This is a genomic window from Metabacillus sp. FJAT-52054, from assembly GCF_037201815.1.
Lineage (GTDB): Bacteria > Bacillota > Bacilli > Bacillales > Bacillaceae > Metabacillus_B > Metabacillus_B sediminis.
This window is the reverse complement of sequence record NZ_CP147408.1, coordinates 1-22,250: the sequence shown is the minus strand read 5'-3', so window position 1 is coordinate 22,250 and position 22,250 is coordinate 1. Positions and strand designations below refer to the sequence as shown.

General features: G+C 40.2%; 26 protein-coding genes. 6 read left to right on the top strand and 20 right to left on the bottom strand.

All coding sequences use genetic code 11. The features are described 5' to 3' along the window. Positions 1 to 614 precede the first annotated feature (614 nt). The 7 genes from WCV65_RS21175 to WCV65_RS21145 form a co-directional block, all read right to left on the bottom strand. Complete coding sequence (locus tag WCV65_RS21175; protein WP_338782468.1) at positions 615 to 1,910, bottom strand: replication protein; 1,296 nt, start codon at positions 1,908 to 1,910, stop codon at positions 615 to 617. A gap of 373 nt (positions 1,911 to 2,283) precedes the next feature. After that, complete coding sequence (locus WCV65_RS21170) at positions 2,284 to 3,243, bottom strand: hypothetical protein (protein ID WP_338782466.1); 960 nt, start codon at positions 3,241 to 3,243, stop codon at positions 2,284 to 2,286. A gap of 72 nt (positions 3,244 to 3,315) precedes the next feature. Beyond that, the gene (locus tag WCV65_RS21165; protein ID WP_338782464.1) at positions 3,316 to 3,627 is read right to left on the bottom strand and encodes a hypothetical protein; all 312 of its coding nucleotides are present in this window, start codon (positions 3,625 to 3,627) and stop codon (positions 3,316 to 3,318) included. 16 nt (positions 3,628 to 3,643) lie between these two features. After that, a complete protein-coding gene (locus WCV65_RS21160; RefSeq protein ID WP_338782462.1) occupies positions 3,644 to 3,895 on the bottom strand; it encodes a hypothetical protein in 252 nt (83 codons plus the stop codon). A 64-nt stretch (positions 3,896 to 3,959) separates the two neighbouring features. Further along, entirely contained in the window at positions 3,960 to 4,829 is an 870-nt protein-coding gene (locus WCV65_RS21155; protein WP_338782460.1) for a tyrosine-type recombinase/integrase, read from the bottom strand. 14 nt (positions 4,830 to 4,843) lie between these two features. Beyond that, positions 4,844 to 5,050, bottom strand: coding sequence for a hypothetical protein (locus tag WCV65_RS21150; protein WP_338782458.1), 207 nt, complete (start codon positions 5,048 to 5,050; stop codon positions 4,844 to 4,846). After that, positions 5,047 to 5,232, bottom strand: coding sequence for a helix-turn-helix domain-containing protein (locus WCV65_RS21145; RefSeq protein ID WP_338782456.1), 186 nt, complete (start codon positions 5,230 to 5,232; stop codon positions 5,047 to 5,049). Before WCV65_RS21145 ends, WCV65_RS21150 begins: the two co-directional genes overlap by 4 nt. A 995-nt stretch (positions 5,233 to 6,227) precedes the next feature. On the opposite strand from WCV65_RS21145, the gene WCV65_RS21140 reads away from it, so the two are divergent. The 4 genes from WCV65_RS21140 to WCV65_RS21125 all read left to right on the top strand — a co-directional run bounded on the left by WCV65_RS21140 (position 6,228) and on the right by WCV65_RS21125 (position 7,941). Further along, positions 6,228 to 6,812: a DUF3967 domain-containing protein gene (locus WCV65_RS21140; RefSeq protein ID WP_338782454.1), complete on the top strand. Its 585-nt coding sequence runs from the start codon at positions 6,228 to 6,230 to the stop codon at positions 6,810 to 6,812. Positions 6,813 to 6,816: 4 nt separating this feature from the next. Next, complete coding sequence (locus WCV65_RS21135; RefSeq protein ID WP_338782452.1) at positions 6,817 to 7,194, top strand: helix-turn-helix domain-containing protein; 378 nt, start codon at positions 6,817 to 6,819, stop codon at positions 7,192 to 7,194. Between the two features lie 130 nt (positions 7,195 to 7,324). Next, on the top strand, positions 7,325 to 7,561 hold the full coding sequence (locus WCV65_RS21130; protein WP_338782450.1) for a helix-turn-helix domain-containing protein: 237 nt from the start codon (positions 7,325 to 7,327) through the stop codon (positions 7,559 to 7,561). Next, on the top strand, positions 7,558 to 7,941 hold the full coding sequence (locus WCV65_RS21125; protein WP_338782447.1) for a helix-turn-helix domain-containing protein: 384 nt from the start codon (positions 7,558 to 7,560) through the stop codon (positions 7,939 to 7,941). The genes WCV65_RS21130 and WCV65_RS21125 overlap by 4 nt, the downstream gene beginning before the upstream one ends. Before the next feature lie 842 nt (positions 7,942 to 8,783). Here the strand turns inward: WCV65_RS21125 and WCV65_RS21120 are convergent. From WCV65_RS21120 to WCV65_RS21110, 3 genes are read right to left on the bottom strand one after another with little or no spacing between them, the layout of a single operon-like run. Further along, entirely contained in the window at positions 8,784 to 9,386 is a 603-nt protein-coding gene (locus WCV65_RS21120) for a replication-relaxation family protein (RefSeq protein ID WP_338782445.1), read from the bottom strand. Next, positions 9,383 to 10,531, bottom strand: a complete 1,149-nt coding sequence (locus WCV65_RS21115) for an FtsK/SpoIIIE domain-containing protein (protein ID WP_338782441.1) — start codon at positions 10,529 to 10,531, stop codon at positions 9,383 to 9,385. The genes WCV65_RS21120 and WCV65_RS21115 overlap by 4 nt, the downstream gene beginning before the upstream one ends. Further along, positions 10,531 to 10,728: a hypothetical protein gene (locus WCV65_RS21110; protein WP_338782438.1), complete on the bottom strand. Its 198-nt coding sequence runs from the start codon at positions 10,726 to 10,728 to the stop codon at positions 10,531 to 10,533. Before WCV65_RS21110 ends, WCV65_RS21115 begins: the two co-directional genes overlap by 1 nt. Before the next feature lie 394 nt (positions 10,729 to 11,122). On the opposite strand from WCV65_RS21110, the gene WCV65_RS21105 reads away from it, so the two are divergent. Both WCV65_RS21105 and WCV65_RS21100 read left to right on the top strand, forming a co-directional pair. Continuing rightward, a complete protein-coding gene (locus WCV65_RS21105; protein ID WP_338782436.1) occupies positions 11,123 to 11,365 on the top strand; it encodes a helix-turn-helix transcriptional regulator in 243 nt (80 codons plus the stop codon). Between the two features lie 484 nt (positions 11,366 to 11,849). Then, positions 11,850 to 12,179, top strand: coding sequence for a hypothetical protein (locus WCV65_RS21100; RefSeq protein ID WP_338782434.1), 330 nt, complete (start codon positions 11,850 to 11,852; stop codon positions 12,177 to 12,179). Between the two features lie 497 nt (positions 12,180 to 12,676). Here WCV65_RS21100 and WCV65_RS21095 read toward each other — a convergent pair whose 3' ends face one another. The 10 genes from WCV65_RS21095 to WCV65_RS21050 form a co-directional block, all read right to left on the bottom strand. Continuing rightward, positions 12,677 to 12,820 carry an antA/AntB antirepressor family protein gene (locus tag WCV65_RS21095; RefSeq protein ID WP_338782433.1) on the bottom strand — a complete coding sequence of 48 codons (144 nt, stop codon included), beginning with the start codon at positions 12,818 to 12,820 and terminating at the stop codon, positions 12,677 to 12,679. A 450-nt stretch (positions 12,821 to 13,270) separates the two neighbouring features. Further along, positions 13,271 to 13,831 carry a type II toxin-antitoxin system PemK/MazF family toxin gene (locus WCV65_RS21090; RefSeq protein ID WP_338782431.1) on the bottom strand — a complete coding sequence of 187 codons (561 nt, stop codon included), beginning with the start codon at positions 13,829 to 13,831 and terminating at the stop codon, positions 13,271 to 13,273. Between the two features lie 98 nt (positions 13,832 to 13,929). Beyond that, the gene (locus WCV65_RS21085; protein ID WP_338782429.1) at positions 13,930 to 14,661 is read right to left on the bottom strand and encodes a hypothetical protein; all 732 of its coding nucleotides are present in this window, start codon (positions 14,659 to 14,661) and stop codon (positions 13,930 to 13,932) included. 141 nt (positions 14,662 to 14,802) lie between these two features. Continuing rightward, complete coding sequence (locus tag WCV65_RS21080) at positions 14,803 to 15,009, bottom strand: hypothetical protein (RefSeq protein WP_338782427.1); 207 nt, start codon at positions 15,007 to 15,009, stop codon at positions 14,803 to 14,805. Between the two features lie 43 nt (positions 15,010 to 15,052). Next, positions 15,053 to 15,265: a hypothetical protein gene (locus WCV65_RS21075; protein ID WP_338782425.1), complete on the bottom strand. Its 213-nt coding sequence runs from the start codon at positions 15,263 to 15,265 to the stop codon at positions 15,053 to 15,055. A gap of 1,290 nt (positions 15,266 to 16,555) precedes the next feature. Then, the gene (locus WCV65_RS21070) at positions 16,556 to 16,822 is read right to left on the bottom strand and encodes a hypothetical protein (RefSeq protein ID WP_338782423.1); all 267 of its coding nucleotides are present in this window, start codon (positions 16,820 to 16,822) and stop codon (positions 16,556 to 16,558) included. A 4-nt stretch (positions 16,823 to 16,826) separates the two neighbouring features. Continuing rightward, complete coding sequence (locus tag WCV65_RS21065; RefSeq protein WP_338782422.1) at positions 16,827 to 20,945, bottom strand: hypothetical protein; 4,119 nt, start codon at positions 20,943 to 20,945, stop codon at positions 16,827 to 16,829. Further along, on the bottom strand, positions 20,942 to 21,475 hold the full coding sequence (locus WCV65_RS21060) for a hypothetical protein (RefSeq protein WP_338782421.1): 534 nt from the start codon (positions 21,473 to 21,475) through the stop codon (positions 20,942 to 20,944). The genes WCV65_RS21065 and WCV65_RS21060 overlap by 4 nt, the downstream gene beginning before the upstream one ends. 116 nt (positions 21,476 to 21,591) lie before the next feature. Further along, the gene (locus WCV65_RS21055) at positions 21,592 to 21,933 is read right to left on the bottom strand and encodes a hypothetical protein (RefSeq protein WP_338782419.1); all 342 of its coding nucleotides are present in this window, start codon (positions 21,931 to 21,933) and stop codon (positions 21,592 to 21,594) included. A gap of 67 nt (positions 21,934 to 22,000) precedes the next feature. After that, entirely contained in the window at positions 22,001 to 22,186 is a 186-nt protein-coding gene (locus tag WCV65_RS21050; RefSeq protein WP_338782417.1) for a hypothetical protein, read from the bottom strand. Positions 22,187 to 22,250 lie beyond the last annotated feature (64 nt).

Below are 22,250 nucleotides of genomic sequence, written 5' to 3'. Positions count from 1 at the left end.
AGATAATGGTGTTTCCTTCCACCACCAAAACGAAAATAAAAAACGCCACCCAGAGGAGGACGTTAGTTTTGCATATTAACATAATAAACGATAAATCTACCTCTAAAGTCGCAAGATAGTCTCATGTTGCGAATAATACCAGTTTAAACGATTGTATTCCCTCAAAAGTGCAAAATAAGTGCAAATCCCCACGTTAACAGAATAACACCTTTAAAAGGCATAAAAGTGACATGAAAGTGACTATAAAAATTCCCTATAGTATAAATTATGCCCTTAATGCGCTACTTCCTGCACAATATCACAATAGCATGGTAAGCTAAATAAATCCCTGCATTTTCACCGCAAAATTACCGCTTTATTCTGCCACTAAATCAAAAAAAACCCCCGAAGAGGTCCAGAACAATAGATGATATCAGTATAAAGCGTCTAATCGCAAAATCCCATACATTTTAGATACAATGTACATACATAAATGTTATAAAACTTCTGGATAATAGCATAATAACACGGTTGTGCACCTCAAAAGTACCGAAAAAGTTCACCTTCGGAAGAAAGAAAAGATCCTAAAAAACCAGCTGGCAGGCTAACGCCCATAATATAAGCGTACAGACCATTTAACTTTTTATAATCTTCTTCAATTGGGAGATACGAGCAGGTGTGATCCCTAATATTTCAGCCATTTGCTTCTGCTTAACACCAGGCTGCTTGTCCATCAATTCCTGAATCTTGAACAGCAAATCGTCCGTCTTGTTGTGCTGCTCTTTTATATAGTCCTCTCGCTTCTGTACACCCTGCTGACGGCGCATTTCCATGTTGGCAATACGTTTCCTTCTGTTCTTCTCCAAAGGGCCTATAATCGTCTTTAAATGGGTCTGTTCTTCTTCCGTTATTTCAAGCCATTTAATAAGCTTGGTATTTTTTATGTTATATCCGGCTCCTGGATAGCCTTTTTCTACAGCAACACGGTTTGCTTCGTCATCGCTCTTTGATTTCCAAGCCTTCTCCGCGCTCCTTGTAGCCCTTTCTACCTCTCGGTTGGGCAAAGGGTTAGTAAACTGCAGATTAAGCGTTACAGCCTGATTCAAGGCCTCCTGAGGGTCATTTGTATAACAGCATAGCCAGTATCGATACAGAAAGCAGATTAACTCCCGGTGTCCAGTAACCTCATAGTTTCTGAGTTCCACCAGCTTAACCAGATCCAATACCCTGGCATGATGAAGTCTGTAGGTATTGAACAGCTGAGCGACCTTCTTCTTGCGGCCCTTCCGCTTCTTCTTAGGAGGGGTTATTTCGTCATTGAGCTCCGGAAGGTAATCAAATTGAATCTGCCGCAGCTCATATTTATTGTTATGCCTATATTCAGCGCTCACTTCTGCGCCGTTTTTAGAATTCACACTTCCCGCTATCCTAAAGACCCTGGCCGCATCCGCAGCTTTCGGATCTCCACCTAAACTGGCTAATTCACTTAGGAAATAGTTCTGTACCGCTTGCCATAGAGGGAGGGCTTTATAAGGTACCGGCTCGAGCAACCAGATCAGAACGACTCCTTGTCCACTAAAAATAAGGATATTTGGTTCTGGAATAGACTGACCATAAAATTCGTGCTCAAGTTTACCTATAACCCATGATGGATTGTAATTGAACAGGTAAAAGTCCAGGTCAACATACAAAGAGCGCAGCTGCCTAATGGTCTCAATGCTCCTGGACGGTCTGTAGAAGGTGTTTTGACTAAAAAAAACATCCTCTCCAAGCCAGTTTGATAGTTGATCCGCTAACCGATCAGGTTTAAAGTGTTCTTGCTTAAAAGAGCCTTGTGAAGTCTTTTTAGCCACAGTGATCCAGCCATCTGAATCGTTGTGATGAAACCATGCATGGTACCGGGCTTTTTGTACCGAGTTTGCATTTTCCATTATTTTTTCCCCTCTCCATAGTGGAAAGGGATGTACACCTGTGTTATATTGTAAACAACGAAAACTTAAAAAAGGGTATACAGTCCCTAACCCGAGAAACTCCCGTTGGCCGCCAAACCTTGTGGGAGTTTTTCTTATTTTCTCTAAGTCTATCAAAATATAGACAAGCTTTCTATACGAATGTCAAAAACAAAGACAGTCTGTCAAAAAAAGAAAGTCCTTTTCGTTTTTTAAGAAAAGGACAAGAAGAGAGTTTCTTTTAATTTATTTTTATAAAGATTTTAAAATCTTTATTGAGTGGTACAAAATCAACAGTTTAAGACTATCATAACTTTTATTTTTATACCACTTAACATTTACCACTTAACAAATACTATTTAACATTTTTTAATGTTTCGAGAAATTTACCTAAAGTTTTTTTCTGTGATTTTGTATTGCTATCCTTAAAAAAATCAATGATCAGCTCCACCATTCGCTCCTCCCCTACATTTACTGCATGCGAGAGGAACTCGTTAATTTGATGACCAAATGGTGCTGGTTTCTTCCCTGTTATTTTTGATTGTTCCGCTACAAAAAAATTATAAACCTTTTCCATTCGTTTCAGCTTTCTCTCTTGATCTTTTGCTTTCTTTTCCTGTTGCATTATTGTTCCCCGTTCTTTGATATCGTTCCAAATTCCCCTTTGAATGGAATAGGCAGTACTGTCTATAGAAGGATCAACTGGTGTTCCCCAATTTAGAATTTTGAACTGGTGATGGGTAATTTCATAATCAAAGAACCGTTCGTTTCCGCTAAAGGCCACAATATCATGCAATTCTTCCAAACATTGCTCAATTTTTTTCGCACTCTTTATGCCTGTAATTTCATGCATCTTTTTTTTGCTAATGAAGAAGTTCCCGTCTTCCAAGGATTTTATGCTTTGCCAATAATACAAGCATACATAAACCAAAATAATTTCCGGCTTGCAATGGAAGCCCAACAGTTTCTCTAAAGCAAATCTCTGAAATTGAACAAAACGCTTCCCATCTCCTATTTTAGGAGTCTTTGACCACTTTACCTTCTTATAAACTGTCGTTAGAAACCTCCCGTTCTTTTCTATACGGCCTGGTATGATTTCTATCCAATTATTCTTTACGAATTCTTTTCTCGCGGCTGTAATAGTTTCATGTGAACAATTCAGCGCTGCAGCGAAATCAGTATCAGACATATAGTATTCTCCAATTTTATTAGCTTGGGATTGCATCAAGAAGTAATAACATTTCTTTGTTGGTGAGAGCTTTTTGAATTTTTCATCTTCCTCCATTTGCTCGACGTATAAAGGAAAGAACTCCATTTTGGTACACCTTCTTTTATTTCTGTCTTGATAAGCTAACGGCCACTTGTTAAACTGACCTTAGTTGAGATTTTATTTATGAGCGCGTCCAGTTGCAGCTGGGCGTGCTTTTTCTTTGTTTACATATTCCGGATACTCAATATTATCCGACGTTGTACCATAAAGTAGGATGCCATCTCTCCATTCTGTACTTCCAAGCTTGATGCTATCGGTATAAAACACTTTAGTTTTCTCCATAGCCTTTAGTTCAGACATTGACTCCGCTATGATCCGAACACCCCAATCTAACTCCTTTTGCTCTCCCAACACGATTAGCACCGGTTCTTTAACCGTTTCCCGGTCTCTTACATCCTCCGAGTTATTAATAATCATTGCTTTTTTCACTATCTTCTTCCTCCCATCATATTAGTTGTGTATAAATCCTCAATTCTTCAAGGATTTCAAATAAAATCTGTTGAACTCTTTTGTTGAAATTTCGCTCTCCCCACTTTGTTTGTTGTTCTATTTGAATGTTCAAATCCTTTGTTAAATCCAATGTAATACTATAACTGTAATTTACACTTGATATATGCAATCTTTTATTTTCTTCATCAATTACTGTGTAAACTTCTTCAAAATCAGTAACAGGAAATTTAAATAATTTTGCTTTCATACCTATTCTCACTCCTTCGCATCTGGTGCCTAATATCCAATACTATTAAGCAACTTAATTGTTCTTACACAAGTTGATCAATGGTTTCTGCATAGTAAGAACGTGGCTTTTCCGTATATATCTTTGTTACCTCAATACTTGTATGGCCCATATATTTTGCGATATCTTGAATCGGAACGCCCTTAGCAGCTAATCTTAGTCCAAACAGGTGACGGAGATTGTGCGCATGAGCCTTTGATTCCGGAATACCCGCTTTTCCTGCATAGTGCTTCATCAAATTGTGAACAGTTTGCCGAGTAACAGGACCTCGCTGGCCAACAAATAATTGATTAGTGGTGCTACTGTATGGCGGTTTTCTCACTTCTAAATACTGCTGTAGGGATTGCAAGAGCCGGGTGCTGATGAATATATCTCGATATTTCCCGCCTTTCCCCCTTATATCATTGATTACTTTCGCGCTGACCTGCACATGATCCATTCTGAGCTGCAGCATTTCACTTACCCGCATTCCTGAGAAATACATGGCTTCAAACATCGCCTTGGTTCTAAGGTCTCCAGCGTCCTCGACAGCTGCCATTAACTGACTGTAATCCTCTACAGATAACAATTCTTCATCGTTCAAGGAATACTGTTTCTGGATTTTCTCCTGCTTAATTTTAGAATGGAGGCTTAATTGGAACCGGTCGTTCAGGAACTCAATAAACTGCCGGAGGCTCACCATTTTTCTGTTTATAGACAGCAAGCTCAGTTTTTTGACCATAATCAGCTCAAGTTTATAAGCATTTACATCTGCTTTCTCTATTTCAGTAATGCTTTTGTTTAAAGTAGCCATGAAGTGCTTCACATCTGCAGCATATCCCTGAATGGTGGAATTACTTTTCTCTTCCTCCTTCAAATAATCAACGAAAGACTCCAGGTATTCAGCGTTCTGCATTCCGTTCCCCCCCCTTACAGTGATCGACTCATTGATATTTTCCTGTATAGTGCGATAACAGCCCTGTTTTCCTTCTCCCATTTAGGACTGGCCATCATAGGAATCTTAAATGCCTTCTCCATCTGGCTCATTAAATCAGCAAGCTCCCTATTTACCTTATCTTTGGGGCCACCAGAATGCATAACCTGTTCATACTGCTTATTGAAGTGATGTAAATTCACCCTTCACCCTCCGATCTCTTCTTCAACCAAGCCACGACGTCTTCCCAATCATAGCGAGTGACTTTATGTGAAATCTTGATTTTCGGGAGCCCCTCTTGCTGAAGCTTATAAATCTGCCGCTCGCTGACCCCCATCCTTTCACATAATTCCTTAATATCGATCAGTTTCTCTTCCGGCATCATCTACACCTCTCTTTCCTTGTCATAACTATACCATAACTGCATATGAACGCGCAATAAGTGCAAACAAATACTTTTCGACAACTAACAACATAACAATAATTATGTATCAAGTTTATAAAAAACACTGTATTTAAAGGGTTTATGACATATATCAGACGAAAACAACTGAGTTAGTTTACATAATAAAAGGATGTAGCAAAACGCTACCCCCTTTCCAAAGGACCTCGCAATACACGAGGTCCTATAATACGGTTTATCACAAAAAAGTGAAAAACCTTACTCGATGACGTCGTGAAACGCGACCCCATCCATTTGTAACGTTTCGCTCTCCAAACAGTTTTTCATAAATTCACTAAAAAGTTGACTAAGGGTGAAGACTTTATGCCGTTTTTGGCAAAAAGTCAGGGAAGGCCTAAAACAGCGTATTTACTTACACTATAACGATTGCCAAAATTGGCGAACGTTCCCCGCACTTCTAATTCATTAGATTAAACTCTCGACATTAAAATGGTTTTTTCCAAAAGCGGAAAAAAGGTGGAATTCAATCTCCTGGAAAACCCTCGCTGCGCCAAATTGTAATTAAGTCGGTATTATCTTTCGAAAAGAATTTTTAAAAGGAATGAGCAAAATGCCACTTATTAATGGATTGTATTGTAATAGACACAGATAGAACCAACATGGTGAATATTCCGTGTTCAATTTTATAGAATAAAAAATCTTTTGCTGAAGAAGGGTTATGAAATTTCTTCTTAAAAAGAAAGACATCCCAAGAAAGGAGAAGGCCCATTATGACAATTTCAGTGGAAACAAAGAAAATTAAATTCAAAATGCAAGTATCAGCTCGTTTTATCGTTGCTTTAACCACATTAATCACCCTGGTTAGTATTCCAGGGTGATTCCCTCCTGGGGCGAATCTCCGTTCCGTCTGTCCAAGCTTTACTTGGTCAATTACAATAACGATAGATAGAACGTGACCAAGAACGGGAGTGATAACGGTGGAACAGTTCGAAAAAGCCTTTACACCAAAGGAAATAAGTCTCACATTAGATGTTGGTGACAGCACGCTTAGGAAATGGTGTATAGCGTTAGAAAAAGCAGGCTACCAGTTTATGAGATCCGAGAAGAATAACCGTCTTTTTGTTGAAGGAGACGTTACAGTTCTCAGACACCTAAAAGACCTGGTTCAAAACCACAGCATGCAGATCAGTAACGCTTCAATCGTTATTGTAGATAGGTTTGGAAAGGGTGCGTTCTTACCTCGAACGGGTATCGTTCCAGCTGAAAACATTGAAGAACAGCGTGATTCTGACCGTTCTAATAATCAATTAATTTCTGTTTTAATGGAACATATCGAACAGCAAAAGGAATTTAACCAGGCGCTCGTTAAAAGACTTGATGAGCAACAAACTTACATAGAAGATAGCCTTAAAAAACGGGATGAGATGCTTATGAAGTCCATTCGGGAGTCTCAAGAAACAAAGAAGCTGATTGCTGCTACGAATGAAAAAATGGACAAAAAAGAGGAAGAACAAGCAAAAGAAGAGCCAAAAAGTATATGGCAGCGTCTATTTGGAGGATAAAAAGATGGACACAAGAGTTAGAGGCGTCTTGATATTTGAATGCAATTACTGCAAGACTTTCTTTTCAATGGTTATGGTACAAGGGCAGAAGAATGTTTACTGTCCTGGCTGCAGTCAAATAGTTAAAAACTCCATTGGAGACGGGGTCACAACTTATAATATTCAAAAAACGCCTGAACCAATTGTTATTTCAAATCAAGATAAGCTTTACTTGAATGCGACAGACATTCATAAATTATTAGGAATCTCAAAGAGCACAGCTTATGAGCTACTGAGACAAAAAGACTGTCCCACTCTTAATGTAGGCGGAGAAAAAGGTGGCAGAAAACTTGTAAAGAAAGATGAATTTCTAATATGGCTCGAGACGAAAAAACATGGATGATATGACATTTTCTATTGTACAGGTATTTAAATGTCGAGAGTGCAGTGCCTTATTCGGATCCAGCATTCACCAAGAAATTTATCGGTGTTTGAAGTGCTCGAAACCATGCTCGAATTTGGAAGAAGGATTCATGATTTATAAAAAGAGAGAAGAACCACCTCAGCCGCAAACTGAATTAATCGCTTCCCCAAATGATGATCCGCTGCTTACAGCGAAAGAAGTAGCCAGTATACTCCGTGTAAGCACGCGTGTTGCTTATGAAATTATGGATGAAGTTGATTTTCCGTTAATAAGGTTTAAACGACAAAAAAGAGTGGCCAAGAATGATTTCAACCTATGGTTAGAGGGGCAGAAAAATCAAAAATGAACTTTACAACGTTAAAATCTATTTTGGCTTTTCAATGTGATAAATGCGCAAGTATGTTTGGTATTCAAGGTGACCTCAGTAAGATGAAGTGTCCTATTTGTGGAGGATCCTCACAGTTTATTAGCGACGGTTTCCTTGCTTATAATCAAGTTATAAAATTGGAAAGTTTATCAAACCAGGAGAGTAAAAGAAGTGAAGAGTTTTCAGAATTACCTTACTTGCTAAGCGCTAAGCATATCTCAGAAATAATAGGGATTGGGTTGAAGTATGCGTATGAGCTAATGGATGAGAAAGACTTCCCGCTAATTCCACTTGGCCGCTATAAAAAGGTTCAACGTGAAGATTTCTTCACATGGCTTAAGGAGAGAAGAAGAATTTAGCCGACGATGTCTGTAAATTATTAACACAAAAAATATTCGTTATAACAAACGTCAGACATAGTGCCTCGATTCCTATAAGGTGTTAAAATGATAAATACCCGAATGGAATTATTAACCTCCAGTACACAGATGTAGTTGGAGGTGATAAAGTGGCCCTCAGTATAGCTTCTTTTGTTGTGGCTGTAACCGGCTTAGCACTCCAAGCTATTCAAGTTTTCTCAAATTCACAAAAAAAATAACCTACAAACTTTGTAGGTCAATTCTAATTAGATTTTTAAAAATGGAGGTACTTCCATTCGGAGAATTAACCTGATGTAGCAGCATCAGGTTTTTTCATGCATTTTTAAATAATTTATTGTTATAAGGTTCATTATAAGCTTCCGAAGTGATAAAAGTAAATAAAATCGCAACATTCGATTTAAGCGTTAATCTCCGCCTTAACCGCTTTATGCGTGCGTTTCGTCCGAAATTCGTTTCATGCAATGGAACTTCTCGTATTAGTTAATTTCAAAGGGTACCCCAAATAAGTCTTATCCTTGAGCTGTTATCCTTTTTTGACTAATACCCTTTTCAAACCCGGTCATTTTTGATCAACAACTTTTTTTTTGAAACCAAGTATTTAGATGAACTCGCAAAACACGAGGTCATCTAAACAACCGTAAAAACCTTCACACTTGTATTTGAACCCGTTCATATTTGAAATTGGTCAGACTTTTAAACAAAAATGTTCAAAAGTTCTTACTCTTTTTTTATTAAGAGACATTTTCGTCCTTTACTTATTGGTTAGACTTTTTTGACTAACTAATAGTTTCTCAAAAAATTCGAAAACAAAAAAAGAGCCCTCAGCCGGCTCCCTGCTTAACCATATAAGTGTTAATCATCTCATTCACCGTCTTGGTTTGATACACTTTTAATGGCTCGAAATTTAACAAATAAACATGTTCCGTTATAATCCATAAGTAAGGGAAAAACTTCATTCTTTCCTTCCACAAACCACTGCTGTAATAGTCTTTGTACCGTTCCAGCTTCCGTTCCATCACCTTTTTGGAGTAGATGTTCCTCTGAATTTCCACAAAGAAGGGGATCTTGTTCCAAATCATATAAATGTCAGGTTCAACGCTGCCTTTGCTCCCAGTTTTATATTCCACTTCAAATACTTTCGGCCGCAGTACAGTGGATATATCGATATAAAAGTCCCCAATTGCTTTAAAGTGCGGAATCTTCGTGCTGTTCTTTTTCATAGCAGATCCATCAGGAAAATAATTATACGGCCGCGCTCCCGGATCCACTTCGACTCTCTTATCCCGCGATAGCCTTTTCATCACCTTATTACAGCTCTGGATACTGTCAGCATTGCCCTGAAAGTGCATGGAAATAAGTTGGTCCCGGTCTAATACCCTAAACTTCCTCAGGCTCTCTAAAATCTCCACATCTCTTTTATTCACTCTGATTCCTCCCCAATCATAGTCATCGGTGCAAAGTCCTCGTTCACGACCTCCCCCTTAACGTCTATGTGCGGCCTAATCTTATAGGGCTCCAGGTATTCTTTTGCCCGTTCTACAGTCAAGAACGGTGCTTGAACAGCCGTTATATGAGCGTTCTTTAAGTAGAATTGTCCTGGTCTACCAAGCTTTGAGGCGTCCTCCTTAGTTCCACGGCCCAGGGTGATGTCACTATTGATTTTATCCGAGTGCTGGAACGCATAGCGAACGGTCAGATTGTTTTTCAGCTGCCCTTCAAGTACTTTTCCATCCGGACGCTGCATGGAAAGAATAAGGAACACTCCGAGCGCCCGGCCAATACAGGAAATTTCCTCAACGATATCCATGAGCTCCTTATCATTCTTCAGGAGAGCCACTTCATCAATACACAAAAGGATGTAATTTCGATGATTCTCCGGAAATCGCTCGTTATATTTATCGATATGCTCCAATTCGCTACCGTCTAATAAATCTCCCCGCTGCTGCAGTTCTATTCGCAGGAACCGAAGGCAGCTTAACAGTTGATCTTTCTTGGTCATTACAGCCTTTACACCCTGGCAATACCTAAACAGATGAAATTCACTTCTTTTCATGTCCGCAAGATAGAAGTCGATTGTATGCCGCTTGGTCAATATAAGCGAGGTAAGGATCATCCGAATGGTCACACTCTTCCCGGACCCGGTTTCCCCTGCAATCAGTAGATGAGGATTATCGACCATATCAAAGGAATGCATCTCTCCAAGGGAATCCTTGCCGGCCAGCACTGGAATTCTATGGTTAAGGAATGGTTGGAGTTCATCAAAATCAAAACTAATACAGGTTTCCGGTTCACTGGTGAAAATTTTCAGCGAATACTTCTTTCCATCTCCCTTTAATTCATAGGCGCTCCCAAACGCCTGAGAAAGCACATATTCCTTCTTTTTTAAATCATTGGGGTTTAACCCTTCTGGAAGATAAAAGACGTAATACAGGTAATCCTGACGCTCCTCAGCTATACGAATGGATGGATAACGTGTAAATTGGTTTTTACCCTTTGTAAACTTATGAGATAGATCAACCAGCTTGAAAGCGTTCTGTAGTTTAGCTCTTAATAAAAATCTTTTGATCATCAGAGAATAAACCTCCTGATGGCTTGCATGATTAACGACGCTGCAGCCCATATTCCTGATACAGTGAGCCCGGATCTTAAAAGGAAGCCAAGCAAGTCTGCCTCGACAAACCTCCCGAAGCTTAACAATCGGTCCTCCAACAATGCCACCCCGATAATTGAACTTCCGATAACTCCGACTAAAACAATTTCTCCCATTGATGTATCCTCCTCAAAGGTTCTATTTTCTCCGTTCCCGCTCCCTCCCTTCTATTTTCATTCCGCGTCTCTCTTTTTTAATAAATCCTGTTTTCCCCGGTATAACAGCGTTTCTGCTTGGACTAATGTACCAGCAAAGATGTACTCGATAGGTTAGCAATGAGTCCTTCAAAATAAAGACTTGTGGTGGATTAACTGGGAGATCATTAAACAGCTTGTAACCCTGAAACCCTGATATACCACTTTCAAAGGAGGCTGGTGTACCACGTTCTTACCCCATCGTATGCAGCACGGTTTGTCCAACTTTCACAATTTCTTTGGGAAAATTTCGTATTCGTTTTGGGAAAGGTGTCCATACTGCTTAACAATTACAAGACGTATAGGAGTGAACTTTATGTGGGGTAGTGGAAAGAAACGGAGTAAAGTAGGGAAATTCATTGATAAGCAGGGTTACAGTCAGGAGGATCTGTGTGCGGCCTCTAAGATTAGCCGGAATACCATTAGCAAAATTTGCAACGATCCTGACTATATACCAAGCCGATCAACTATGAAGAAGCTTCTTAATGCGATACGTAAAATTAAGCCAGCTGCCGAAGTGAAGGACTTCTGGAATGTTAAAGATTACTGGGATATATAGGGCCTTTCCTAACCGAAAACGAACATACATTCTTATTTTTTGTATAAAAAGAGCTGATTAATGATGAAGGCACAGTGGATATTGTCCTCGTCATAAACTTGTTTAGGACTAAAAGGTTTATTTACTTTCTCTTTCTTTTCTTTTACTTTCTTTTCTTTTACTTTACTTTGGGGATTAATGTTGTCTTTTTTATCAGGTGACTTGGAGTTTCTGTATGCATTAACCTCCGTAAGCAAGTATTCTTCTTTTTATCAACGTGTTTACAGGCCTTGAGATGCTGCTATGCGGTTAGAATGTATCCGCCGGCTAAAAAATTATTTTTCACCCCAAAAACCATTTTTAACGCCGCAAAAAAGATTTATTCTTAGCTGAAATCCGGAATTCCGATGGTTTTACCCTCACCAAATTCCGGAAATGCTCATTAGCCAAATCCAGGGAACATGCACTATCCTTTATCTGAATTCAAGCGAAGGAGAGATTGGTCATGAGGATTGATGGAGTTGATGTAATTGAAATACATAGAGGAAAAGCGCCAGATGATATAGTTCTGCAGCTTTCGTATCAAGCACCAGGAATCAATGAGGCTCTGATCGCAACTTTACAAAGAATCCAAAAAGGGTCAAAGCTCTTCTGGATTTACGCTGCACAGAATGATTTTTTGAAGGATAAGCCGTTCATTTACAAACAGTCTTTAAAAGTCATGTACGATAAAGTGTTTTGGTTCCTCACCGTTGCTTACCTTCTCGAATATGACCACTTCCTGTTTGAACATGAAAGCAAGATTAAGGAGTACGCCAGAGGTCCAATGCGTTAGCATTATTTATCTTCAAAAAGAACGAAAAACCATGCAGACATTTGCATGGTGTGTAAGTGGGCATTCTGACTTTTCCAGAACTTTATCAGCAGGCTTAACACAGAGATAATACATCACTTATATTAGGCATCATTTAGCAAGAACGGCCGCAAGAACGGCGTGATTTCGGATAGAAAAAGGGATAGTAAAATGGATAATTTCTATCCATAGATTTGTCCAACAAATTATCCCCGTAAACCCTTTGTTTCCAAGGGTTTACGGGGATTTTCAATGAGTAATTTTAAAGCGCAAGTAATTAGTTGTTACCCACACTATTATAAGCAAAGGGCTCATGGACATATCTTCAGAGCTGCAAAGAACGCCGCCGGCAACCTGAGTTTGAACTTGGTCATTTTTGAACGACTTCAATTTGTCTGCTTTGACTATTGGTCAAATCCTTTTTTTCATGTCGAGTTTTAGGTGATCGTCTTGCAAGCTATGCCCCCTGGTACTTTCGCTCAAAAATGAGCTAAACAGCTTTTTTGAGCTGTTACTCTTTTTTGAGTAATAGCTATAAAATCTGGGTTTAGTTCAAATCCATATTCAATCATTCGTTTAAACGATTGTTTGTAAGGAGTTTTAATTGCCAGAAATGCATGCAACTCTCTTCCACTAACAATCGCTCGGAGGGGTAAGACAGTTTTGTGGCACCCACATATAGCTATGAGCTTATTTTCGATACATAATCAGACTTATGTAACATAAAAACCCCAGCAAAAGCGCTGGGGCGGTTTGTCTACGACTTAGCAGACAACTAATACCCGATAAACGGGGATTTGCCTGTGACGAGACAGGCGATGTAATAACAGTATATGGAGTCTTTTTATCATTATGTACAAATAAAATTGGATATGAAAAAAGGGCCGATAAAAGGCCCCTGTTGAAATAACGTGATTGTTTTTGATCAAAGATCACGCGAAACGCCTGTGACGAGACAGGCAATGTAGTTAACTAAGTAACATCATTATAGGATACATGTTCCACCACAGTCAAGCATCAAAACCCCAAATATGGCTTCGAAAGGGGGGATAACGCTGTTAGAAGGGTGCACCTTAACTTTTACGGTTGCTCTTCCTGATCCCCATTACCCATTCAAGACGGGTTGAGATTTTCTCCAAATCACTATCAGAAATAGTTCCAAGGTGCGTTGTGATCCTTATCTTACTAACAGCTCTTGATACCTCAGTCATCGCAGCCGAATCATGTGTCAGAAAATCATATTTACTCTTCCTAAGAAAGTAATGACTTTGCATTTTAGGTACATCCAGATAAACCACTCTGCCGTTCGTATCCCTTATGACCTGCCTATTTCCATCTCTTTTAACCTTCTTTTTGAGGTTTTTGGTCAAAGGAACGATAAACACATTTCCGGATGTCGTGTTAATCAAGTCATTTGAGATAACGATAACCGGACGAACTTCTCCTTGTTCATTTCCGATGTTTTCTCCTAACTCACACATGTAAATGCCGCCTCTTATAAAATTACGACCTTTCTGTGTCTCTTCTTCTTCTATCCATTGCTTAGAAACCACAATTTTCCTTTCGGTCCATTCCCTTATGTCTGCCTCTTTTTCTGTCTTAAGTGTTTCCATGTCTTTTTCTTCGTTAGCCATCATCTTCTCCCCTTCCCGGACAACTTATACATTTTACAACTTTTGTACCGGGAGAGGAATAGCTATTTGTTCTTACACTTTTATCTCTCTTTAGGGATTTATTTTTTACTAATCACAGTTAGATAATAATTGTATCTTTTAAAGGATTTTTCTCGCCCTGAGAAGGAAAAATCATAAGCCTTGTTCAGTTGAGCATAATGCTGGTCAATCAATCTTTCATCTCCTGTTTGAGCGTATTTCTCGAGCGAAGCCAATGCTCCCGCTAAGTTTTTGAGTGACCCTTCATAATCGTCTAACACTGCCGTGATCTGAGATTCCTCAGCTCTCATGTTATAACCCTGGGCAGCAAGGGTTTTTATCAGTCCGTTCATTTCATAATTATAATTATTGTTAATTTTGACCAAGAAATTGTACTTATCAATTACGTTGTCCAGTTCCTTCAAGGAATTATTATCTCGGATATCAATATAAGCCCTATCCATAAAATCTCCGATCATGTAATGACCTTCTAAAGAACTATCCAACCTTTTGTAGTAATCCATTAGCTTAACCCACGTCTTTAAATCCCCTTTTACAGACTTTACGTTGTAGGTCTTCCCAGATCTTGATACAGAGGCATCAGTCAGCTTAGAAACTTCTGTTATCGGAATATACACTTTAGATCCGGAAGCAAGAGTTTCGGTTTTTTGCTGCTTTCCATTTACTTTAATTACATAAGCCCCAAATACTGCGCTAATCTTCTTTGTCACAGACTTAGCATAGCCCGTACTTACAAACAGCATAGATAAAACCAGCACAGAGACAAGAACTAATACACCTTTCTTTTTCACATCACACACTCCCTATAGATAATTTTACTTAGCTTAAATTCCACAAATAGTAAAAATTACCTTCATTTTCATAATCGGAATGGAATGTATGTGAAATAAAAAAACTGCAGCTCTGTGTTTAGCTGCAGCGAATGGCTTGGGTTAAGTAAATAACCATAATGCCACATAATAAAGAGTTACCAAAGAACAAATGGTGCCTATCCCATTGGCGATATTTCCAGGGATCCTCAAATATCTTAAGATTAGCCCGGCAGCACCCCCAGCGACTGCTGGAATGACAATAAGAATCACTAACGTCATAACCATATTATTCATGGATTCTTGCAAATTCTTTTGAACTAAGTCCATACCTAACACCTCCGCCTTTTATATCGGCTGTAGGTGTTATTTCTTACTGTGAACGGTTATCCGTCAATTTTTCATCAATGGTCTTAACTTCGCCAGTTGAAGGGATTGAATGCGGCTTTTCTATGAATGCCTTACGATCAATCTCCGCTGGTAGCGAGAGCATTTCCAATCGTTCCTTTTCCAGTATTTTTGGGATTGAATGTTCGAGGAAAAAATCAACAATTTTCTCAAGTACATAATCCGGTGGGTTTTCCATAAAAGACTCCCTCCCTTAACTTACCAACATTAAGGTGACCCAACAATGTCTCACCTTTACTCTTACAAAACAGTGTAACATCTTGGCCTCGAAAGATTGGTCACACTTTTTTGTGAAACCAATTTACGAATACTCATGTACGAATCGTGTGAAAAACCCCTGCGGAAATTTCCAGTCTTTGCACTTGCATTGCAATTGCATATTAAACATTGTCTGACCAGCAAACTCTGCAAATAATCTTATATTATTGGCGAAAAGTTACCTTTTCACCAATAATTCAAAACACATAGGAGACTCTTTTTTAGGGGGTCCCAAAACTCCCGAATCTCCCCTGAAAATGCAATTTCATAAAGGCTAAATCCATTTAGGGTGTTAGATATGTGAGGATGCTAAATGCTCATGCGTGTATCGTGTGAAAAAATCCGTTGTGTGTTCCCTTGCGTGCTGCGTGTCAAAAAATCAATTGGGACCCCGTACCAATCAGTACACCCCGAGGTAAGGGATAACCATAAAAGTCCGACAATCAAATCACTTTGCCCCACCGATCTGCGGCTATCCCCCACGATTGATTAAGTGCTTGATTATATTCACTCGACATTTTTGCATAGGTTCTGTAATGCATACCTTTGGGCCTTTCCGGAAAAGGTTCAGAAGTCATAATGCCCCCTATCCTGCCTCTAATCTTTTGAGCTTTTTCCAGTAAACGAAAAGCGTCGCTCATATTCTGGGTTTCGTACGCTAAATTATGGCAGTGTCTGCAGAGGAAGTATTGGCCCGCTAAAAATAGGACTCCGACTCGTTTGCTGCAGGTTAAATTAGGACAACTAAACCACGGTCGTTTGCCGCCATAATTACATTCTGAATACAAAATAGGAATTCTATAGGACAGCCTCTCATTATTTAGATCATAAACAAGTAACATTTCATCCCTTGATGATTTAACGTACATCTTCACTTCTCTCCCGCTATTCACAAAACGTGAAGTTAAATCCCCGCTCACAGTACATCCCTTACGAAAATGACCTATTTTCTTTAGCTTTCCAATATCAATCGAATGGCACATATTCGTTGTTAGCCTCGAATCTGGCCTCATTCCTCGCCCCATAAAATCCCTCCTATACACTTTTACCGAAATCATTAGGAAAATTAATTTAATTCACTTTGATAAACAAGTCGTGAGACGGACAGAAATCCACTATAAGAGTATTTTTGTGACTCTAATATAAAACATTACCAAAATAAAAAAGACCCCTTAGAATCGAATCTGAGGGGTCTGGATGATGCACATCTTTATCCGAAGTATATGATTAATGTTAATCCTAAGGCACAAACAGCAGCTATACCTAATCCGTGGAGAAAGCGCCTGAATCCGTAAGAACGGTTATAATACCAATCGAAAAATCGATTCTCTGCCTTTTCATAGCCTTTGCTTGCTGTTAAACGCGACTTGGTCACTTGCCAAATTGCAAATGCAATCCCTAACACTACGATCAGAGCAACCTGGTAAATGATCAACGCCGCTGTCCCCGTTATCGGATTTCCAATGTAACCCAGCATCTTTCTACTCCCCTTTTAACTTCTCAAGTTTTTTGAAAAAGGCATCGAGCTTAGCTGTCTGGTCTTTTGTTGGATTTTTGATTTTCTTAAGCTTGTTAATGGTTCTTTCCATCATCATTGCATCATAATCCGCTTTCGGATTGGCCGACTCTTCTAAAGCTGCCGTTTGCTTATTAGATAACTGTCTTCGGTCTTTATCGTAATACTCCTGGGTTTCCGGAAATGCACTTTTCCCAAAGATTAACCCTCTAAACTGGTTAGCCGTTCCTTTATCAACCGGGTATTTTAATTGCCCGCTGTCGTTGTATACACCAGCCATCTTTTGAGGGAACAGAGGATTCTCTCCCAATGTCCTTGCTGCATCATTCATTTTGTTGATTTGGGATCCGCCAGCTGGAAGCACTCCGTAAATTAAGGGCTTTAGAAACTCGTCCTCCGGCTTAGCCTCTCCCTTAAGCATTGCAAATGGATTAGGGAATACAGAACCCACTGGAACACGCCCTCCGGCAAAAGCTGATGTGAACGGTAGCGTATTAATCGCGCTCATCGTTGCATTTCCTAAAGATTCCATTTTATCTTTTTCATCATCATTGTAATCGCTGTATGCCTTAAAAGCTATCCCTAATGGATCAAATGCCGGCCGGCGCCCCACTGCCTTTTCGTAGAGGTTGTTGAAGAAGTAAGAATACAGAGCTAATTGACCCAACGCGGAAGCCGCTCCCTTTTTGTCAACGTGCTTTGGAATGTCCTTAAAGATAAAGGAAATCTGGTTATTTACCTCTAATTGGAACTGGGTAAGAGCTCCCAGAGATTTGGAACCGATTAAGGTTGGTACGTCTCCTTTTGCACGCCCGGCCATGATCCGCTGAGCCCAGTCATCCGCTTGTTTCATGGCTTCTTTTGAGCTTAACCCCTTTTTAAGACCTTCTGCATACTTGCTACGGACAATGGTTTGGGCTGAGAACATATCGACCGTTTTCATAAGCCACATGGACTTATCAATCGTATTATTCCACCAGTTTCTATATAGTGGATCTGCGCCCACCCGCTTCGTCAAGAAATCAGACTGCTGGATAAAGCCATCGTCCTTAAAGACATTTTTAAATGTGTCTGTCATCCCCTTAACAAAGGACGGTTTGGAAGTAGTGGCCAATGCTTGAGTCATAGGAATATATCCAGTCAGAGCAGAGCCTACATTGGCCCCGATCATGTTTGCCGCGACTTTTCTCCGGACCGTATCCGCAAAATTATAGAATTTCCTTCCGACCAGGCGTTCAGCTGCACGGTCAATCATGTTTTTCTTACCAGCGAGGGAGTTTGTATAGTCAGACAGCTCCACAACGAAATTAGTAAGCTTTTCATCCCCCTCATACTTCGTCCGTATAGCGTTCTCTAAACCTCTCAGACGTTTGATGTTCTTTGTATGATGAATGATATTAGAAACTCCCTCAACGTAGCCGTCAAAGCCTTCTGAAGCTCCAAATGCCGTTTCATCCGTTTTCCTCTGCTGTGCATGCTTGAAAAAGGCCTTATTCGGACGGAACTGCCCGGTAAGTCCATTAACATCCGTTGGAAGAGAGTTGTTGTTCATATCAAAGCCGATTTCTTTGAAGAACTTCTCAAATCCCGTTAAATCCTCGTAGTGAGGGAAATAATCCTTTCGATAGGGAATTTCCTTCATTCCGTTTTCACGCAAAACGGTGTTAGCCTCCTGGATCATACGGTCATATGTGGCTCGGTAATGTTTGGCCAGCTTATCGACTTCGCGCCAATTGGAGGTTTTTTGCTTTAGTTCATCCAGGGATATTTTATTCTCACCGTACATCTGAACAAACTTATCATCTTGGCTTCCCGGTTTGATTTTGAATTCCTTAATTTTAGACCGCTCATCATTCAAAAACCGAATTCGCTCCGCTTCCTTAGATTTCACGGGGTCCAAGAACACCTTCCTCATGCCTTGAGCGTCCTGACCCATAATATCCTCAAAGTTCCGATCCATCGTTTCTCGTTGATAAAGGATAGGCGTCTTATCTTTCCAATTATCCGTATTAACCAGAAGGTCCTCGTATGTGCTATCTTCGCCGATCAATCCCTTCTCCTTAACCATTTTCACCTCTTGCTCAAGGTCAGCAATCTGGGAACGCAGGGCCGTCTTTTCAATAGGGTTTCTTGTATTTTTGACCGTCTCTTTCAACTTAACAATTTGGCCTGATAAGTCCTCTGGATCCAAAGGTGATGTTGAGGCTGTAGATTCTTCTTTAACCCGCTTCAATGGTACATAAGGTTCTGAATCGATGTTGGTGAATCTTTCAGCTGCACCCGCTTCGGTTTGTGTAGTTGTTGCTGGTTTTGGCTCATCGAAGAACCTAAATAAGTCATCCATCTCTTTATTGAACTCCTTGAACGCCGGAGCTTTTGGCTTCGGTTTGAACCCATTAAGTAAATCCTTTATCTTAGGATCATTCTGAAGCATAGTCCTAAGATTTTGCTCAGGTCCAATGGGCTGTTTATACATCGTGCTCTTGAAAGCTGGAGAATCTTTATATATCTTGCTCGTCAACTGATCCAAGTTATAAGGGAAATCCTTCGGTGCATAGTGGGTAAATACTTCATCCAGCGCCTCAGGTGTCATTTTATTGGCTTCATAACCCTGTTCTTTCACATACTGAACAAACCCTTCATACATCCGGTCAAAATCGAATTCTTGCTTAGGTTGAGTTTGGCGCATCCCCTTATTGGCATCTGCAATAACCCCGCCAAACATGGCATTGAAATCCGTCTTCTTTTTATCCGCTGCCGCTTGAGCATCTTTTGCAAACAGCCTTTTAATTTGATCATCAAGCCCAGGATCCTCGCTTCTGGAGAGTTTAGGGATAGTAACTTTTGGAATATCCTTGGCCGGCAGGGTGAAGTTTTTCAATCGTTCCTCAATGGATGGATATTTAATTCCCGCGGTTTCCCCTTTTAATGCTTTCGCTTGGTTCAATTTACTGATAAACGAGTCAATTGAAGCAGTCGCTTCCTTCTTTGGGAGGTTAGCAAGTGCTTCCTTAAATGCTTGAAATTTAGGCGTGAAAGCATCGGATTGCGCTATTTCCTCCACAGACTTTTGGTTGGCCTGAATATCATTGAATAGCTGTTTCAAACCCTTCTGCTTGGCGATTTGAGTACCTATTCCGCTGACTGCTGCATCACCAACCGCCCCGAGTCCCGCCGATAGTCCAATACGAGCTGCATAATCCCCGAAGTTCGCTTGATCTGGTGCCGCCACTTCATTGACCGCTGCTCTTCCCGCTTCAAACGTAGCCCCTGCGGTACCGCCTCGGACTAATTGTTTAGCAATCGGATTCTTAATGGCATTAAACCCTTTGAATACCTTATCCCCTACCTGATAAGCTTTACCTACTGGGGCGATACTTGAAAGGACGGCTCCTGTTCCTTTAAGTACGGTCGTTTCCAGTCCGCGATCTTTAAGTGCTGCAGCTGTGACTGGATTCAATTCGCCTTTGCTTTTAATCTCACTGATTGCTTCTTGTTCAGTGAGTCCTGGGAAGATGAAGTCTTTGGCCCCTTCTGAGATCGGAGCGACAAAACGGTCCATGAATCCTAAGAAGCCTCCACGATCCTTGCCATCCTGAGCCTGGCGTCTGGCAATCGCTCCCCCATTTGAACCCTGCACATCTCGTTTTAACTTCTCTTCTGCTTCCGCTTCTTTTCGGTTCTTTACGCTGTTTTCGAGTGAGCGCTCCCCTATGATCTTGTATTTATTGTCGAGTGTCTCCTTCTCTCTTGTTTCACGTTCCCTTGTGTCTTTCATGAGCTCATTGGCATCCAGCCATTGTCGGAACTCATCCTGCCTATTTTGATCCGTCACGCCCATTTTTTCCATGACGGTGCGGAATTTCGTTTCGTTGTCCGAGCCGAAGTTTTTCGAGGAAAGTGGGCTAAGGTATTTTTTTGTCCAGTCGTACCCGGTGCCCCCGTCCTCGCTCAGCTTCTTATTGCCTCTGTCCTTGCCGTATATTTCAGAGGGGACATCCCGGACTGGCCCCAACGTATGAGGCTTCGCTTTTCCGGACTGAATCTCTTTCTGCTTCTTAATAAACGAATCAAAATAACTCATAGCGCACCTTCTTTCTTATAATCAGACGGACTCCCCGTAATCAACACTGTTCTTTTGGCTTTTCGGGCATCAAAAAAGGCCGTAATTTTCTCATTACGACCCTCCTCATAAAACCTAAGTATTTTATTTAGAACAATCCATCTGGAAGACTCAAGTTCATCCCTGCTCGATAAACCTAATTTTATTAAAACCTCTTGTTCGTTATAATGATTTTCAAAATACAAATGATAAATGAGTTCCTGTTCAGTATTGGAAAGCGTAGAATAAGCGTCATAGAAGCGTTTTAAGCGATCAGAGGCTCTTTTAAGCATAAGATTCAATCGATCCCGTTTAGCTATACGCTGAATAGCTTGCTCCTCAGTCCCCGGACATTTTCTATAAATCCTTCCCTCAGCTTCATCATAAAAAGTAATGGGCCACTGGATATCCAGTTCGTTCTCAAGGATTAAATCTTTTATGTCTTGAACATAAGAATCATAATTTAAATAAAATTCGATTTCATGTTCAATGAACTTAGTCCATTTCTCCACTTTGTTCTGCCTCCAATTGATGCCAGAGCCTTGATAACTCTACATCTGTAAACTGGTCAGTATCAAAAACTTTATCAAGCTCTTTGCGAATATCCACCATACCATCCCCTTACTTGTCATAAATGGAGCTTTATTTGTCCTCTATCCGGCATCTTTTCAAGAGCCTTAGCCCGTTTTAGGATTTTTATAGCTCTGCTGCGCAAGTTCCTAATGGTCGCTTCTCTCTCATCAGCTGTAGAAATCACATAGTACCCGCTACGATTAACCGAATTTGATGTGCCGATGGGCTGTCCGTATTTAACTACAGCCTGGGAAATGTAATCTCTAATAACTGTTCCATGAAAACCTGTAAGACTCGACAACGTCCTAACGGTAATTGGGCTGTCAGATCCTTCTGGTATAAGATTTAAAACCCTTTGTATATGCTCTGGAATTGTAATCTCTTTTGATTTACCCACTTGTTGGCCGCCTCTCCTCAAAATAAAAAGCCACAATCTAACAACCAATGGTTGAAAAATTGCAGCTTTAGTTTGCTACAGCAAGTTTTTTTAATTGTTTAATCGCATTTCTGATCTTTTCCTTTTGTTCTCCAGAAAGATCTGATCTGAGCAACCTATACAGTGTATTCTCATGAACACCCAAGTAAGCAGCCACCTCATAGTAGTAAAGCCGAGACCTTTTAATTTCGTTCCGCAGCTCTAAATTCTTCAAGCCCATCCTCCTCTCTAAATTTATTAAACAGCTAAGGAAAATGCTTTGTTAACCACCCCCTTGA